The sequence below is a fragment of the Pseudomonas sp. OF001 genome, from assembly GCF_904426495.1.
Lineage (GTDB): Bacteria > Pseudomonadota > Gammaproteobacteria > Pseudomonadales > Pseudomonadaceae > Geopseudomonas.
Genome location: NZ_CAJGBM010000011.1, coordinates 22,453 through 39,919, shown reverse-complemented (window position 1 = coordinate 39,919; position 17,467 = coordinate 22,453). Strand labels below are relative to the sequence as shown.

The window sequence follows — 17,467 nt, the reverse complement described above, 5'->3', positions numbered from 1 at the left end:
GCTCTGCGGCCATACCGTGATACCAGAACACACCGATGATCGACCTGCACAACCACCTGCTCCCCGGCATCGACGATGGCGCCCCCGACCTGGAAACCGCCCTGCGCCTGGCGCGCATCGCGGTACAGGACGGCATCACCCACATCGTCTGCACCCCGCACATCCACCCCGGCCGCTACGACAACGACCGCCAGAGCATCCACCAGGCCCACCACACCTTCACCACCGGCCTGGCCGAGGCCGGCATCGAGCTGCAGGTCAGTTGGGCCGCCGAGGTACGCTTCGGCATGGAACTGATGGCCAGCCTCGCCGAAGGCACCCTTCCCTTCCTCGGCCGCTGGCAGGACAAGAAGGTGCTGCTGCTGGAGTTCCCGCACAGCGAAGTCCCCTTCGGCGCGGAACGGCTCACCGCCTGGCTGCTGCAACGCAATGTCGTGCCGATGATCGCCCACCCCGAACGCAACAAGGGCATCATGCGCGCGCCGAACAAGCTCAAGCCCTTCATCGAACAGGGCTGCCTGCTGCAGGTCACTGCCGGGGCCGTAGCCGGCCACTTCGGCGGCACCGCTCAGGACATCGCCCATACCCTGCTGCAACAGGGCCTGGTGACCATCCTCGCCAGCGACGCCCACAACGAGCAGCACCGCCCGCCCCGACTCTCCGAAGGAATGGAGCACGCCGCACGCATCGTCGGCGACAGCCAGGCCGAGCGCCTGGTCAAGGACACGCCCTGGCTGATCGCCCAAAGCCACTTCGCCTGACCCACTCATGACCTCGACCAGCATCCACGCCAGCAGCCGGCGCCGCAACCGCTCGCGTAGCGACACACAAGCAGCGAGCAGGACCACCGAACGCCTCGGCCTGTTGCTGGCAGTCGCGATCTGCCTGCCGCTGCTGTACACCGGCACCAGCCTCCTGTTCGCCGGCATCGCCAGCCACCAGGCCAGCGCCTTCCTGAGCGACTGGGAAAGAAAAGGGGAAGAGCCCGGCGAACGCGCCTGGCAGATCGCCCGCGACGCCGCCCAGCGCGCCATCGACCTCTACCCCGTCGCCAACGGCGCCTACCAGCACCGACTGGGCCTGATCGAACAGTGGCAGCAATTCCGCCAGCCGTTCGGCGAGCCGAAGGCGGAGGCCTCGCGCCGAGCCGCCCTGCAGGCCTTCCGCGCCGCCACGGAAGCACGGCCCACCTGGCCGGAGCACTGGAGCGCCCTCGCCTACGCCAAGCTCTATCTGCTGGAGTTCGACGCCGAGTTTCACAGCGCCCTGCAGCGAGCCCACGAACTCGGCCCCTGGCGTATCGCCATCAACCGCCGCATTGCAGAAATCGGCTTCACCGCCTGGCCGCAACTGAACGCTAGCGAGCGCGAACGCATTCTCGAGTCAGCTCGTCGCACCGCTGCTTACAGCACGCAGGAAGCCCAGAACCTGCTGGCCATTGCCAAACGAGCCGGGATGACCGACGAGCTTTGCGACAGTCTAAACTCTGCCAGCAAAGATACCCGCAAGATCTGCCACTGAAAGATTTTGTCAGGCTCTGGTTGCTCGAATTGTAGTGGTCGAATCGATCATCAGGTATCCAGATCGTTCAAGCCATCTTTGCGCTGGCACAAATGCAAATGCCGCAGAATCTACTCAAAGGTGCCATCGTCACGTACTCCTCTTCCCAGGTGCGCAGCACTCGATCAGAGCAAGCGAGGCTGCACCTGAGCATAGGATCCAAAAGATGCCGATGAGCATCAGTCAGTCATCACTGCGAAGCCTCCCCATTTTTTGTTCGGGAGAACAACCAGATCCGCGATCACCTTCCAAGCGGCATCAGGGCATTTGTAGCGCTTTACCACCATGCAGACCTTCAGTCTTTCATGGCACCGACTCTACCTGTTCGATTTTTCGCTCAGAACCTAGTCTTATATATATTTTAAAAGTGGTCTATGCAATTAAGCGCAGAGATCAATTTGACTTTCCTAAAATGAAGAATCTAATTACATGAAATTCCTCGACTGCACCCTCCGCGATGGAGGCTATTACAATGCTTGGCATTTTTCTGAAACAGTGATTCACCAGTACCTTGAAGCCATGGCTGCGGCTGAGGTGGATGTGGTGGAGATGGGGCTGCGCTCCCTGCACAATTCTGGATTTAAGGGGGCCTGTGCCTACACAACAGATAATTTCATCCGCAGCTTGTCGATTCCTTCTGGGTTGACCTTAGGCGTGATGGTGAATGCCAGTGAATTAGTTGGCGACCTTCCACAGAACGAAGTTCTGCAGCAACTTTTCCCTCTTCCTGCGAGTGAGTCACCTATTTCCCTCGTGCGAATTGCTAGCCATGTGCATGAATTCCACCAAGCCTTGCCGGCTGTGATGTGGCTCAAACAGCGTGGTTATCAGGTAGGTTTTAACCTGATGCAAATTGCCGACCGGAGTGAGGCTGAAATTAAAGCGCTGGCTAAAGAAGCCGCAGCTTATCCTTTGGACGCACTATATTTTGCGGACACTATGGGCAGTATGACACCCGAACAAACCGCAAAAATCATACACTGGTTACGCAGTGAATGGTCAGGGGCGCTCGGTATTCATACACATGACAACCTAGGGTTGGCATTATCCAATACGCTACGCGCGCTAGATGAGGGCGTTACTTGGGTGGACTCAACTGTCACTGGCATGGGCCGCGGGCCAGGCAATGCTCGCACGGAGGAGCTTGCCATCGAGATGGCAGAACGCCGCTGCAAGTCAGTCAACATGGTGCCTTTGATGGCCTTGCTCAGAGAGCATTTCAAGCCTATGCAAGTCCGTTATGGCTGGGGAACCAACCCTTATTATTATTTGGCCGGTAAATATGGAATTCATCCAACATACATTCAGGAAATGCTCAGCGACTCACGCTTCAGCGACGAGGATGTACTAGCGGTTATCGAGCATCTCCGCAAGGAAGGCGGTAAAAAATTCAACCTGCATACCCTAGATGCCGCTCGTCATTTTTACCATAGCGAACCTACAGGCCATTGGTCACCCAAAGAAAAGTTTGCCGGACGTGATGTATTACTTCTGGGCACCGGCCCGGGTGTAGCGGGTAACCGCGCTGCGTTGGAGCGTTACATTCGCCACCACAAGCCGCTTGTTTTAGCCTTGAACACCCAAAGCGCTATTTGCGCAGAAATGATCGATTTTCGTGTAGCCTGCCATCCCGTAAGGCTTCTGGCAGATTGCGAGGCACACACTAAACTTCCACAGCCCTTGATAACGCCTTACTCCATGCTGCCACAAGATGTCCAAAATTCCTTGTCTAATAAACAGATACTGGATTTCGGCTTAAATGTACAGCCAGAAACCTTTCAGTTTACCGATACTCATTGCATTGCGCCTACCTCCTTGGTGGTAGCTTATGCGCTCGCTGTTGCCACCAGCGGTCAAGCTCAAAAAGTGCTGATGGCTGGTTTTGATGGCTATGGCGAGGACGACCCTCGCAGCAAAGAAATGCAGAACTTACTGGAAGCATATCAAAAGACCGCACAAGCTTTGCCACTGCAATCGCTTACCCCAACGCGCTATGGCTTACCCACGCTATCGGTTTATGCACTTTAAATCAATATAAGATTTCACAATTTACCCTGCACAACAACTAATAGAAGGAGGCACATAATGCGCAGTGTGGTGTTAATCCCAGCCAGATACAGTTCCACTCGCTACCCTGGTAAGCCTTTGGTAAAGCTTTTGGGTAAACCGATGATCCTTTGGGTGGCAGAGCTCTCCGCCAGAGCTGTTGGGCCAGGAAATGTTTATGTAGCCACTGAGGACCAGCGCATTGCAGATGTAGTAAGGCAGGCCGGCTTTCAGGCGGTTATAACCGGTGACGATGCACTCACCGGCACCGATCGCGTAGCGCAAGCAGCCAACCAGATTAATGCTGACATTTACATTAATGTACAGGGCGATGAGCCACTAGTTGACCCATTGGACATCCTTAAGGTCCGCGATGCCAAGCTGGATAATCCAGAGCAAATAATCAACGGCTTCAGCTGGATCAGTGGGCAGGAAGACCCGCACAGTAGAAACATTCCAAAAGTCATCACTAACGAGAAAAACCAGTTGGTGTACATGTCACGCTTAGCCCTGCCTGGCTTTAAAGACTCCAAATATGAACCTCAGCGCTATAAGAAACAGGTCTGCATCTACGCTTTCACCCGGGAAGAACTGGTTGCGTTTAGTAGCTTTGGGCGAAAGAGTGAGTTAGAGAAATTTGAAGATATTGAGATTCTGCGCTTCCTTGAACTCGGAAAAACAGTTCGGATGATAGAAACAAAGCCCGGCAGCTTGGCCGTAGATGTACCAGGCGATGTAGCCAAAGTTGAAGAGGCACTGTGTCAAGCAGGCTTCGCATGAAACATATCATTACAGAATATGCCTCCTTGATCTTCGACTGTGATGGCGTAGTGCTTAATTCGAACAGGGTAAAAACCCGTGCATTCTACCAAACCACTTTGTCATATGGCGAAGCTGCAGCTCAGGCATTTGTGGATTATCACGTAGCCAACGGTGGCGTGTCGCGCTATAAAAAATTCAGCCATTTTTTAGAGCAGATAATACCAACCCACACCATATCACCTCCTGACATCGACTTAGATACACTTTTGCAGAGCTACGCTGCCCAAGTTCGGCATGGCCTGCTCAACTGTCAAGTAGCTGAAAGTTTGCAGTTGCTGCGAGAGCGGACCCCTAATTCGCGTTGGCTGATCGTCTCGGGAGGAGACCAAACCGAATTGCGCGAAGTATTTGCAACGCGTGGATTAGCGGATTTATTCGACGGTGGTATTTTTGGAAGCCCCGACACCAAGGATCAAATTTTGGCCCGAGAAATCCAAAATGGAAACATAGAAAATCCAGCACTATTCCTTGGCGATAGCAAGTATGACTACCAAGCAGCAACCACAGCCGGACTCGATTTCCTATTCATAAGCAGCTGGTCCGAGGTCACAGACTGGGACAAATGGTGCCACGAACAAAAAATACAAAATGTATCCAACATATCGAAAATAGCCAGTCAACTCACAGCCAGCATTAAAATTTTTGACACGAAATAACTTCTTAGACACAAAGAAAGCCAAGCATTCATGTTGAAAATTTTAAAAAAAAACATCCTACTATCAAGCTCATCAGCATACCTAATCGCAAATATAGTTTCCGCACTAGCGCCCTTGGCATTAATACCCATACTCACGCAGTACTTAACACCTAAAGAATACGGAGAAGCATCAATATTTCAAACACTCATAAGTGCTTTCTTAGCCTTTATAGGGCTTAGCACTCACCTTTCAGCCAGCAGAAAATATTATGAAAACTCCAGTCACAACGAAATTGGGCGATTTAATTTCTCGTGCCTTCTTGTTGTTACATCTACAACTTTAATAGCCATCTTTCTACTATTAACACTCCAATCAAAACTCAGCGACTCAACAGGACTTAGCGCGCAGTGGTTATTAATTAGCATTTTAGTTGCAGCAAGCACGGCATTTATCCAGTTAAGACTTTCGTTATGGCAGGTGCAAAAAAAAGCCCTATCATACGGCGCACTCCAAATCAGCCAAAGCTTAGCAAACTTAATACTTTCATTACTCCTTGTTGTCGTACTGTCTCAGGGGGTAGATGGCAGAATGTCAGCACACAGCATCACTATTTTTATAGCCTCGGCAATAGCACTACTACTACTCAAACGAGACGGAATTTTAATCCCTCACAAACCAAATCTGCACCACATCAAGGATATACTAGCATTCGGAATACCTCTAATCCCTCACGTGGGAGGGATATTTTTACTAACATCGGCTGACCGACTAATAATAAGCTCAAGATTAGGGCTGGCGGAGGCCGGAATATACATGCTAGCGGTACAAATCTCATCAGTAGTTGGCCTAATATTCGATGCAGCAAACAAGGCATATATGCCATGGCTCTACGAAAAGCTAAGCAAAAATACGATTTCAGAAAAAATAAAAATAGTTCGCATAAATTACACCTGCTACTTAGTCATACTTTCCGGGGCGGGTATAGCTTGTTTTCTTGCACCATGGATAATAAATAACTTAATAAACAAAACCTACGCTCAAGCTGGCGCCGTTATTGGCTGGCTCATCATCGGGCAAGCTTTTAGTGGAATGTACCTTCTTGTCGCAAACCACATATTTTACTCCAAAAATACAAAAGTTCTTTCAGTAGTAACCATAAGTACAGGCATCCTCCATTTGACTCTGCTTGTGCTTTTGATAAACAAACTAGGGGTAGAAGGCGCAGCAATAGCTTTCTGCATATCCATGGCAATCAGATTTATTTTAACATGGACAACAGCCCAAATAGTTCACCCCATGCCCTGGCTAAAAACCCCAAAAAATACAACCAAATAAAATCAGAAACAAACCAAATGAACGAGAAAATAAAGTGGGCCTTAACCGTAACGATTAGCTCACTACTAGGATATATTAAACTCCTAACAATACGCACAAAAAAAGATCTCCCGGAATGGGAGTCAGCCATAAAAAATAAGAAAGTACTAATTATAGGCACAGGCCCAAGCCTAGACAAGGCAGACAAAGAATACTTTGAAAGATTTGACACCCACATATATATAAACCATGCAATAAAAATTAAAGACAAAGAAAACTCTTTCTTCTTCACTACAGATGTGGGTGTATTGAACGACATAACCAAAATGCCGTATTTCTCAAAGATAGAGACGCTAGGAAATAAAAGATCCATAGTTGCACCAATATTCTTTCAGCAGTGCATTTCCCCGAACACGCAGCTATTAAATAAAATCACTTGGATTGCCCCAGACAGCGCCAGGTACAAAATATCATTCAAGAAAATACTCAAAATCAAACTTCCATTACCACCAGTACTATGGCCAAAACAGCCATCACTTAAAGAGCTTGATCAATGGTTCTATTCTAAAGAGCAAGTTCTGAGCTTCCCAATTATTGAAAAAACCTCTGCCCTTAGCGCAATATTATTTGCAGCTAAATATAGACCCCAAAAAATAAGATTAATCGGCTGTGATTTTGGTGAGGGCAGAGCTCTAGCACTTAGCAAAGAGCTTCACCAACAACCTATTGGTGCTTTTTCAGGGGCGGCGAATACATTTACCTCGCTAAAAGAATACTTAAAACAAAAAAGCATACCTGTTGAAAATGACTCATGGGCAAATTAAAGGGCCTATCTAAATTGCGAATACTCCATGTTTCAAACCTTGTCAGCCATCACCAAATGCCTCTCGCCCGCAGATTGGCACACTTAGTTGGTGAAAATAATTTCAAGTTTTGCGCTACTCAAGCGCCCGATACAGAAAGGACTCGCATGGGCTGGAGCAATGACAATGTTGAGCCTTGGATATTAAGAGCAGGCGAATCTGAAGCAGACAGACTGATCTTTGAGAAGTGGTGGGATGAAGCCGATATAGTCATCTGCGGTGAACGTCGATTTTCGCGCATATCCGATAGATTGGCGCGTGGAAAAATTTGCTTTTATATGTCTGAGCGCTGGTGGAAACCACCAGTTGGTGTAGCACGCCTGCTCTCCCCCTCATTTGCCTGTCTGGCCAGGGAATTTAATCGACTCACAAAAAATCCAGCTTTTCATTACCTTCCAATAGGGCCTTTTGCTGCCACAGACATAAAGCTTATAGCTCGATTCGAAGATCGCATCTGGAACTGGGGATATTTTACCGAGCAAAGCACCTCAAAAGTCGACAAAAGCCTAGATGACACATCATTGAAAATACTATGGGCAGGTAGAATGTTGCCATGGAAACACGTTGATACGTTGATTAAGGCGCTTGCCGAGCTAAAAAGACACCATCAAGCATTCAAACTAACGTTAATTGGCGATGGTTCTGAGCGCCTTAAACTTGAAAAACTAGCCAGAGAGCACTTGAATAGTACTCAGTTTTCTTTTCACCCTCCACTCCCAGCCAAGAAAATTCCAGAAATAATGGCTAAAAATAATATTTATGTATTACCAAGCTCTGCATATGAGGGCTGGGGGGCGGTAGTTAATGAAGCCATGGACGTTGGCTGTGCCGTAGTAGCTAGCAGCGCTGCTGGTGCTGCCGCTGCAATAATAAAAGACGGGGAGAACGGATTCCTGTTCAAACCTGGTGATTGGCAAGAGCTTTCCAAAATACTACTCAAACTCGCAAAGAATAATGAAATAACTAAAAACATTTCACACTCCGGTCAAAAAACCATAACAGAGCTATGGTCCCCAAACATTGCCGCGGAGCGATTTTTAGCTGTTAGCAACGCACTGATTTCTAGCAGTACCCTCCCCATGTATTCGAAAGGCCCCATGTCCAAAGCCATTTAAAAACCCTTACAAAAACCATGCAACGCCTGTTTAAAATATATGAATCAATCATCTCCACCAAAAACATAGGTCACCTTATTTTCATCAGCCTCGTTATTGCCCCACAACATAGACATGAATAAATGCGCAAATTTTCAAATCCATCTCTACTAGACGCCGAAACCCAGCAGCCCGAACAATAAAGCCACTTTATGGTTTTATATACTCCCCCAGATAGCGCTGAGCAACAAAATCTTCGCAGACCGGCCATAATCATCACAAAAACGAATAGCAAACTTAAACAAAAGTCAATTTGAGTAATAAATAGTGATCCAGACACTTCTTGTATCTATTGCATTATTAATAATCACCCTAATATCCATAGATACCAAGAACAAAAAATATGCGCTGCTTTCTCCTCCAGTAATGGTTAATCTATTCATAATTCTATACACGGTTATTGGCTTTAGCCTTTATTGGAATGGGAGCTACCAATTATTAAACACAGACTTCTCAAGGACACTTGACAAGATATACTCAGCCATAAACTTATTCTCGATTTTATTTACCGTTGCTTTTTTGATTTTTTATAACTCCAAAAACCAAAAATCACCACTCCAAGCTGATGACTTCTTTCTAAATCCGAAGCTAGTCTACGCATATTCGGCAGTTCTAACTGGATACGCTGTACTAAACTTGTTCGATATAAAAATCCCCGCATTTCACAACCTTATACTGATTTTCTTTAACTCGTTAACAGTAATTATCGGCTATGCATTTGTCACACAAATGCGCGGCTCAAAAATACTAACAAGCCTTCTGGTATTACTAATAATATACATGGGATTTAGATATAGGCTTATATTCCTATTTATCCCAATGCTATTTTCTTTTTTTATCTTTCGGAGAATGACATTACTGCAAACACTTAAGTACGCCTCAATACTTATACTTGCCATCACCACTATTTCTGTTGTAGGCGTTGCCAGAAAATACTCGGAAGGGCTCCAACTCGAGAAACTAGAAGGAGTTAGCTACCTAGACATGATTATCATTGGATTATTCAACGATACATCCACAGTATTTGTCTCGGGTGCATTTATAGACTGGGTGGAGCGCACAGGAAGCTATGCGTACTCAGATCAGATATACTACATATTGAGCTACTTTATACCTTCATATTTTTTTGAAGATAAATCTTACTCCCCTATATTTAACTATCTCTCCATGATGACAGGCCAAAGCAGCAATGAAAGTGGCTTAGCCATATTGGGATTTGCAGAGTATTATCATACTGCAGGATACGCTGGAGTAGCTTTATTCTCACTCTCATTCGCTTTCATCTACGCTAAGTCCTTTCGAAAAGCAACGATATCAAATAGCATTTATTACCAATACGCCTATTTTTCTTTGCTCGCGTGGCTAGTAAATTCTTTTACTCGTGGTTACCTTCCACAAAACACGCAAGATCTAGCGGCTGTTTTATTCGGCTTGTTTTTCATTCGAAAATCGTCAATTAAAGTATCTCTCGCCCGCAACAACCAAAACACTAAACTAGCACGATCACCAAATGAAAAATAAAATACTTATCAATGCTAGCAACTTGCACTCGGGTGGGGGGGTGCAAGTTGCCGCGTCATTTGTTACTGAACTAATGCATCTAAAAATCCATGACCTCGAAATCGATATTGCCATATCAAGCGAAATTAAAGACATGGTCAAATTAAACCATGAAACATTAGACTCAAAAATATCCATCATAGAGGCTAATACTTATGGCTTATCCGCATTAACCTCAGACTTTAACTTGACAGCAAAGAACTACAACCTAACGTTTACGATTTTTGGACCAAACTATCTTCGCGTGCAGAAAGGCATCCAAATTGTAGGATTCGCCCAACTCTGGATTATTGACAAAAGCGCCTATCATATACTCGGAAAGACTGAGGCAATAAAAACTCGCCTCAAATTCTTTATCCAGTCTCTCTTCTTTCGCCGCGCAGACAAACTGATCGTCGAACTGGATCATGTCAAAGATGGAGTAATCAAGGCAGGAATCGCCAAGCCGGAAAACATCGACGTAGTCTATAATTGCATATCTTCTCTATACTTCGACCCAGTAATTTGGGAGCCCCTTAAAAAGCCGATCTCAAAACGTAAATTTTCTATTGGATTTCTTGGGCGCGACTATCCACACAAGAATACAAACCTAATTACAGAAATACGCAGAATTCTTGCGCAGAATCACGCCATAGACGTTGACTTCTTTGTGACACTGAATGACTCCGAATGGGCAGCCAAATCAGATTTTTTCAAGAAATCGACTATCAACGTAGGTCCACTGTCAGTGGCACAGTGCCCAAGCTTCTATCAAGCAATGGATGCCGTCATCTTTCCAAGTCTGCTCGAATGCTTTTCCGCAACACCGCTGGAAGCCATGGCCATGCAGAAACCGCTCTTTGCTTCGGATCGCGGTTTTGTTCGTGACGTCTGTGGTGATTTTGCCTGGTACTTCGATCCGCTAAATGCAGAGTCAGCTGCAGATGTCATCGCGAAGTACATCACCCAACGTCATGGGAAAGACCAAGGTCGCTTGGCTGCCGCACGTGAGCATGTACTCAACTTCTCCAATGCCCGCCAGCGAGCAGAGAGCTACCTGAACATCATGCGTAAAGCCTTGGCGGAAAAGCCCTGACAGGGAAAGCACTGCAGCCAATCTACTCTTTCTACCTATAGGACCAGGAGCTTCACTTTGTTTAACGGAAAAACCCTGCTTATCACCGGCGGCACCGGCTCCTTCGGCAACGCCGTCCTCAAACGCTTCCTCGACACCGACATCGCAGAAATCCGCATTTTCAGCCGCGACGAGAAGAAGCAGGATGACATGCGCAAGCGCTATGCCAATTCCAAGCTGAAGTTTTATATCGGCGATGTACGCGACTACCAGAGCGTGCTGAATGCCACTCGAGGAGTGGACTACATCTTCCATGCCGCGGCGCTCAAGCAGGTACCATCCTGCGAGTTCCATCCCATGGAAGCGGTCAAGACCAACGTGATCGGCACCGAGAACGTCCTGGAGGCTGCCATCCAGAACGAGGTCAAGCGCGTGGTGTGCCTGAGCACCGACAAGGCCGTCTATCCGATCAATGCCATGGGCATTTCCAAGGCGATGATGGAAAAGGTCATGGTCGCCAAGTCGCGTAACGTCGACGAGCGCAAGACGGTGATCTGTGGCACCCGCTACGGCAACGTGATGGCCTCGCGCGGCTCGGTGATCCCGCTGTTCATCGAGCAGATCCGTGCCGGCAAGCCGCTGACCCTGACCGACCCGAACATGACCCGTTTCATGATGACCCTGGCGGATGCCGTGGATCTGGTGCTGTATGCCTTCGAGCACGGCAACAACGGCGATCTGTTCGTGCAGAAGGCCCCCGCTGCCACCGTTGAGACCCTGGCCCGCGCCCTCACCCGCCAGATGGACCGGATGAACCATCCCATCCAGGTGATCGGCACCCGCCACGGCGAGAAGCTCTACGAAGCGCTGCTCAGCCGCGAGGAGATGGCCTGCGCCGAGGACATGGGCGACTACTTCCGCGTGCCGCCGGACCTGCGCGACCTCAACTACGCCAAGTTCGTCGAGCAGGGCGAGGAGAAGATTTCCCGTACCGAGGACTACAACTCGCACAACACTGAGCGTCTGGACGTCGAGGGCATGCAGCAACTGCTGCTGAAGCTGGACTTCATGCGCGCCATCCAGCGCGGCGAACACGCGACCCCCGAGGAATAAGGGATGAAGGTACTGATCACCGGCGCCAACGGTTTTGTCGGCAAGAACCTGGTTGCCCATCTGGGCGAGCGGATCGATGTAGAAGTTCTGCGCTTCACCCGCACGGAGCCACTGGAAGGTCTGCCAGCCCTGGTGGCTCAGGCTGACTTCGTGTTCCACCTGGCCGGCGTCAATCGCCCTCAGGATCCCCAAGAGTTCGTGAGCGGCAACACCGATCTGACCCGGGCACTGTGCGAATCGATAGTCGCCAGTGGCCGGCAGATTCCGCTGCTGTACACCTCCTCGATCCAGGCCGGGCTGGACAACCCCTACGGCACCAGCAAGCGCGGCGCCGAAGAAGCGCTGCTGGATCTGGCTGCCAGCCATGGCTCCGCCGTACACCTGTTCCGCCTGCCCAATGTGTTCGGCAAGTGGGCACGCCCCAACTACAACTCGGCGGTGGCGACCTTCTGTCACAACATCGCACGCGACCTGCCGATCCAGATCAACGACCCGCAGGCGCGCATCAACCTCGTCTACATCGATGACGTGATCGCTCATTTCGTTGCGGTAATGGACGGCAAGCTGAGCGGCGAGCCTTTCGTCACCGTCGAGCCTCAGTACAGCATCACGGTTGGCGAGCTGGCCGCACAACTGGAGACTTTCCGCGACAGCCGCAAGACCCTGGTCACCGAGCCGGTGGGCAGCGGGCTGGTACGCGCGCTGTACTCGACCTATCTCAGCTATGTGCCGCCCGAGCGCTTCACCTACGAAGTGCCCAAGTATGGCGACCAGCGTGGCATGTTCGTGGAAATGCTCAAGACCCGCGACTCCGGGCAGTTCTCCTTCTTCACCGCCCACCCCGGCATCACCCGCGGTGGCCACTACCACCACTCGAAAACCGAGAAGTTCCTGGTCATCAAGGGGCAGGCCTGCTTCCGCTTCCGTCACATCGATTCCGGCGAGTTCTACGAACTGTTCACCTGCGGTGACAAGCCGGAAATCGTCGAGACCGTGCCCGGCTGGACCCACGACATCACCAACGTCGGCGACGAGGAAATGATCGTGATGCTGTGGGCCAACGAGATCTTCGACCGCGAACACCCGGACACCTATGCCCGGCCGGTCGGCACCGAAGCCTGAGCGGCTTTGGCTACTGTTCAAGAATCAGGACTTGCAATGAAAAAGCTGAAAGTTGTCACCGTGGTCGGCACTCGACCGGAAATCATCCGCCTGTCGCGGGTCATGGCCAAGCTGGATGAGCACTGCGAGCACGTGCTGGTACATACCGGACAGAATTACGACTACGAGCTGAACGAGATCTTCTTCCAGGATCTGGGCATCCGCAAACCGGACCACTTCCTCAATGCCGCCGGCGCCAGCGGTGCGGAAACCATCGGCAACGTGATCATCGCCGTGGATCGCGTGCTCGCCGAAGTGCAGCCGGAAGCCCTGCTGGTGCTGGGCGATACCAACAGCTGCATGGCGGTGATTCCGGCCAAGCGTCGCAAGATTCCGACCTTTCACATGGAGGCCGGCAACCGCTGTTTCGACATGCGGGTACCGGAAGAAATCAACCGCCGCATCGTCGACCACACCGCCGACATCAATCTGACCTACAGCACCATCGCCCGCGACTACCTGCTGCGCGAAGGCCTGCCGGCGGACATGGTGATCAAGACCGGCAGTCCGATGTTCGAGGTGCTCAATCACTACCGCGATGGCATCGAAGCTGCGGACATACTGGAACGCCTGGGCCTGGAAGCCGGCAAGTTCTTCGTCGTCAGCGCCCACCGCGAGGAGAACGTCGACTACGACAAGAACTTCCTCAAGCTGGTCGAGGTGCTCAACAGCGTTGCCGCCCACTACGGCTACCCGGTAATCGTCTCCACCCACCCGCGCACCCAGAAGCGCGTGGATGCCATGGGGGTGCAGTTCCACTCGAACGTGCGTCTGCTCAAGCCGTTGGGCTTCAAGGACTACAACAAGCTTCAGCTCACCGCCAAGGCGGTGCTGTCCGACAGCGGAACCATCAACGAGGAGTCCTCAATCCTCAACTTCCCGGCCCTCAACCTGCGCGAGGCCCATGAGCGCCCCGAAGGCATGGAGGAAGCCGCAGCGATGATGGTCGGGCTGGAGGTCGAACGCGTGATGCAGGCGTTGCAGATCCTGGAAAGCCAGGCCCGCGGTGAAGAGCGCAGCCTGCGCTTGGTCGGCGACTACAGCATGCCCAACGTGGCGGACAAGGTGGTACGGATTATCCATAGCTATCGCGACTATGTGATGCGCACGGTCTGGAAAAGGTATTAATTTTCATGCGTCTACAACTTATTACCCAGCTCTTCGATCCAGAAAACGCCATCAAAGGCCTTTCTTTCGTGAAAGAGCTTGCGTCGCAGGGGTACGACGTAGAAGTTGTAACGACGTACCCCAGCTATCCCGGCGGAAAAATATACCCCGGGTACAAGATGAAACTTATACAAGTCGAAGAAACCGATGGAGTCCGGATTGTTCGCCTGCCATCCTACATAGCACACGGGCGCTCTGCCATGCAGAGAATGCTTAGCTATTTATCATTTTCACTCTCCGCTTTTACTTATAATATATTAATTGGAAAACGACCTGACGTTATTTACTCATATTACCCCCCAATGATTGGAGGAATATTCAGCGCACTGCAAGCGACCATTCAGAAACGCCCCTTCGTTTATGATGTACAGGATCTTTGGCCCGAGGCCCTCACAGCCACTGGCATGCTCAAAAGCCAGCGCACCATCAGATATATCGAATCAATATTAGGATGGATCTACAAGCGCGCCAGTACGATTATCGTGCTCTCAGACGGCTATAAGAGCGCACTGATGGAGAAGGGTGTTCCCGAAGAAAAAATCCACAGAATCTACAACTGGTGCGACGAGTCAAGAATAAACAACCAAGAGCGCGAAATCCCAGCCAAAAAAGAACATTTCGACATAGTTTACGCAGGAAACTTAGGGGCCGCTCAAGCGCTGGACCATATTATCGATGCTGCCTGCATAGTTCAGGGTCAGAACTCAGCAATAAAGTTCACATTCATCGGCGATGGAATTGAACGTGACCGCCTGCAGAAAAAAGCAGCTTCAATGAAGCTGAGCAATGTCTTTTTCAAGGGACGCGTAGAGCCAGAACTTGTCGGAGCCGAATTGCAGAAGGCAGACGCCTTGCTGGTGCACCTTGCAGACGATCCAGTTTTCAGGATTACCATCCCTTCAAAGACGCAGGCATATTTATTCATGGGCAAGCCGATTCTGATGGCCGTATCGGGCGAGTCGGCTGACATCATAAAGCGCGCTGGCGCGGGCATAGTATCGAAACCATGCTCCCCTGGAGACATTGCGGCAGCGGCCTTAGAACTTTCCCAATGCAGCGCCATGCAACGGGATTTATTCGGAAAATCTGCAGAAAGATTTTACGAAGATAACATGTCTCAAAAAAGTGGTGTCACCAAAATTTCGTTCATCCTGAAAAGGATAGCCGGCAAAGTCCAACATGCATGAAATCGAAAAAACCTTAGTCCGTCACGCGACACACACTGACATTCAAGAAGTCGTCAAGATTCACCAAGGAGCATTCCCTGGATTTCTGATGACGCTCTTGGGGCCTTCCTTTCTATATGCATACTACAAGACAGTCCTCGACCATGAAGGTCATATTTTTTTAGTTGCAACAGATACCAAAGATAAAATATTAGGATTTGTTGCGGGGTTCGCTACGCCAGAAAAATTCTATCAACTGCTAGGCAGCCGAAAGCGAAAAATGATGCTCTCGGCTGCTGTCCATGTTGCCTTACGCCCCTACTTATGGATGCGTATATTTGAAAACATGAGTATGGTTCGCCAACGTTCAAGCGTACCTAGTGGAGCCGCAGAGGGATCCATTGAACTGGCTTCCATAGGGGTTGATCCTACGGGTGGACGGCGTGGTCATGGAAAAACATTGGTAAATTCATTCATCGAGCAGGCTCAAAATTCTTCAGCAACTGTGATCGATCTGAGCACTGACGCATTGAACAATGAATCAGTAAACAGGTTCTACTCAAACCTTGGCTTTCTGCTCACAAAAACATCAGAGCGCGCCGGCGGGCGAAAAATGAACCATTACAGATATGAAATAAAAAGATAAAAGCACATCAGACTTTAACTTGAGACCAAAAAATCATGAAAAACTCAACCAACTCCTTTTTGCCGTTTGCCCTTCCTGACATTGGCGAGGAGGAAATTTCAGAGGTTGTCTCCTCTCTCCGCTCCGGCTGGGTTACCAGCGGCCCCAAAGCAAAGCAATTTGAAAGTGACTTTGGCGAGTGGCTTGGGGGTGGAGTCGAAACGATCTCCGTCAACTCCGCAACAGCCGGCCTCCACCTTGCCCTGGAGGCTTTGGGTATTGGCCCCGGCGATGAAGTCATCACTACCACCCACACCTTTACGGCAACGGCAGAGGTCATTCGCTATCTCGGTGCCGACCCTGTCTTTGTTGACATTGATGCAGCAACTTTATGCATTAGCCCACCAGCGATTGAGGCTGCCATTACTCCGCGCACCAAAGCCATCATTCCCGTTCACTTTGCAGGTCGTAGCGCTGACATGGTGGAAATCCTGTCCATCGCTAAGCGTCATGACCTGAGGGTTGTAGAAGATGCTGCCCATGCCTTGCCGACCACTTGTAATGGCAATCTAGTCGGCACCCTCGAAAGCGACGTGACCGTGTTCAGCTTCTATGCCAACAAGACGATCACGACTGGCGAGGGTGGGATGCTTGTGACGCGCAACCCGGAAATTGCCAAACGAGCGCGAATCATGCGCCTGCATGGAATCAACAGGGATGCATTCGATCGCTTCACTGCAAAGGTGCCAAGCTGGTACTACGAAATAGTCGCACCAGGCTTCAAGTACAACCTTACTGACATTGCAGCATCAATCGGAATTCATCAACTCAAGAAGGCACACAATTTCCAACAGAAGCGCCAGAGCATTGCTGAGCGCTACAATAGCGAACTGGCAGGACTCCCCATTACTCTTCCGCCAGGTGCTGCACAGGGCGACATCCACTCATGGCACTTGTATGTAATCCAACTCAACGACAACACCAATACAACTCGAGATAAGTTCATCGAAAGCATGTTCGATTGCGGCATCGGAATGAGCGTTCACTACGTCCCTCTCCACCAGCATCCTTACTGGAGAGAAACATACAAACTCACTCCCGAGATGTTCCCTGTGAGTCAGCACGTATACGAACGAACGGCAACCCTTCCTCTATACACCAAAATGACTGATAGCGATGTCAGTCGTGTCATAAATGCCGTAAAGAACATCCTCGAGTGACCAA

16 protein-coding genes are annotated in these 17,467 nt (G+C 50.0%); all 16 read left to right on the top strand.

Annotated features, from left to right (window positions below):
- Positions 1-35: 35 nt before the first annotated feature.
- The gene (locus RA210_RS07880; RefSeq protein WP_201486002.1) at positions 36-761 is read left to right on the top strand and encodes a tyrosine-protein phosphatase; all 726 of its coding nucleotides are present in this window, start codon (positions 36-38) and stop codon (positions 759-761) included.
- Between the two features lie 7 nt (positions 762-768).
- The gene (locus tag RA210_RS07875) at positions 769-1,521 is read left to right on the top strand and encodes a hypothetical protein (RefSeq protein WP_201486001.1); all 753 of its coding nucleotides are present in this window, start codon (positions 769-771) and stop codon (positions 1,519-1,521) included.
- Positions 1,522-1,989: 468 nt separating this feature from the next.
- Positions 1,990-3,588, top strand: coding sequence for an aldolase catalytic domain-containing protein (locus RA210_RS07870; RefSeq protein WP_201486000.1), 1,599 nt, complete (start codon positions 1,990-1,992; stop codon positions 3,586-3,588).
- A gap of 57 nt (positions 3,589-3,645) precedes the next feature.
- The gene (locus tag RA210_RS07865; protein ID WP_201485999.1) at positions 3,646-4,386 is read left to right on the top strand and encodes a 3-deoxy-manno-octulosonate cytidylyltransferase; all 741 of its coding nucleotides are present in this window, start codon (positions 3,646-3,648) and stop codon (positions 4,384-4,386) included.
- Positions 4,383-5,084, top strand: a complete 702-nt coding sequence (locus RA210_RS07860) for an HAD family hydrolase (protein WP_201485998.1) — start codon at positions 4,383-4,385, stop codon at positions 5,082-5,084. Before RA210_RS07865 ends, RA210_RS07860 begins: the two co-directional genes overlap by 4 nt.
- A 30-nt stretch (positions 5,085-5,114) precedes the next feature.
- Positions 5,115-6,401, top strand: a complete 1,287-nt coding sequence (locus RA210_RS07855; protein WP_201485997.1) for a lipopolysaccharide biosynthesis protein — start codon at positions 5,115-5,117, stop codon at positions 6,399-6,401.
- A 17-nt stretch (positions 6,402-6,418) separates the two neighbouring features.
- Entirely contained in the window at positions 6,419-7,204 is a 786-nt protein-coding gene (locus tag RA210_RS07850; protein WP_201485996.1) for a hypothetical protein, read from the top strand.
- On the top strand, positions 7,192-8,358 hold the full coding sequence (locus tag RA210_RS07845; RefSeq protein WP_201485995.1) for a glycosyltransferase: 1,167 nt from the start codon (positions 7,192-7,194) through the stop codon (positions 8,356-8,358). Before RA210_RS07850 ends, RA210_RS07845 begins: the two co-directional genes overlap by 13 nt.
- Before the next feature lie 306 nt (positions 8,359-8,664).
- Positions 8,665-9,918: an O-antigen polymerase gene (locus RA210_RS07840; RefSeq protein ID WP_201485994.1), complete on the top strand. Its 1,254-nt coding sequence runs from the start codon at positions 8,665-8,667 to the stop codon at positions 9,916-9,918.
- Positions 9,908-11,032: a glycosyltransferase gene (locus RA210_RS07835; protein ID WP_201485993.1), complete on the top strand. Its 1,125-nt coding sequence runs from the start codon at positions 9,908-9,910 to the stop codon at positions 11,030-11,032. The genes RA210_RS07840 and RA210_RS07835 overlap by 11 nt, the downstream gene beginning before the upstream one ends.
- Before the next feature lie 57 nt (positions 11,033-11,089).
- Positions 11,090-12,124: a polysaccharide biosynthesis protein gene (locus RA210_RS07830; protein WP_201485992.1), complete on the top strand. Its 1,035-nt coding sequence runs from the start codon at positions 11,090-11,092 to the stop codon at positions 12,122-12,124.
- 3 nt (positions 12,125-12,127) lie between these two features.
- Positions 12,128-13,246 carry a UDP-2-acetamido-2,6-beta-L-arabino-hexul-4-ose reductase gene (wbjC, locus tag RA210_RS07825; protein WP_201485991.1) on the top strand — a complete coding sequence of 373 codons (1,119 nt, stop codon included), beginning with the start codon at positions 12,128-12,130 and terminating at the stop codon, positions 13,244-13,246.
- Positions 13,247-13,282: 36 nt separating this feature from the next.
- Entirely contained in the window at positions 13,283-14,413 is a 1,131-nt protein-coding gene (gene wecB, locus RA210_RS07820) for a non-hydrolyzing UDP-N-acetylglucosamine 2-epimerase (RefSeq protein WP_201485990.1), read from the top strand.
- Between the two features lie 5 nt (positions 14,414-14,418).
- A complete protein-coding gene (locus RA210_RS07815; protein ID WP_201485989.1) occupies positions 14,419-15,639 on the top strand; it encodes a glycosyltransferase family 4 protein in 1,221 nt (406 codons plus the stop codon).
- Positions 15,632-16,264: a GNAT family N-acetyltransferase gene (locus RA210_RS07810; protein ID WP_201485988.1), complete on the top strand. Its 633-nt coding sequence runs from the start codon at positions 15,632-15,634 to the stop codon at positions 16,262-16,264. Before RA210_RS07815 ends, RA210_RS07810 begins: the two co-directional genes overlap by 8 nt.
- A 35-nt stretch (positions 16,265-16,299) precedes the next feature.
- Positions 16,300-17,463, top strand: a complete 1,164-nt coding sequence (locus RA210_RS07805; RefSeq protein WP_201485987.1) for a DegT/DnrJ/EryC1/StrS family aminotransferase — start codon at positions 16,300-16,302, stop codon at positions 17,461-17,463.
- Positions 17,464-17,467: the final 4 nt, after the last annotated feature.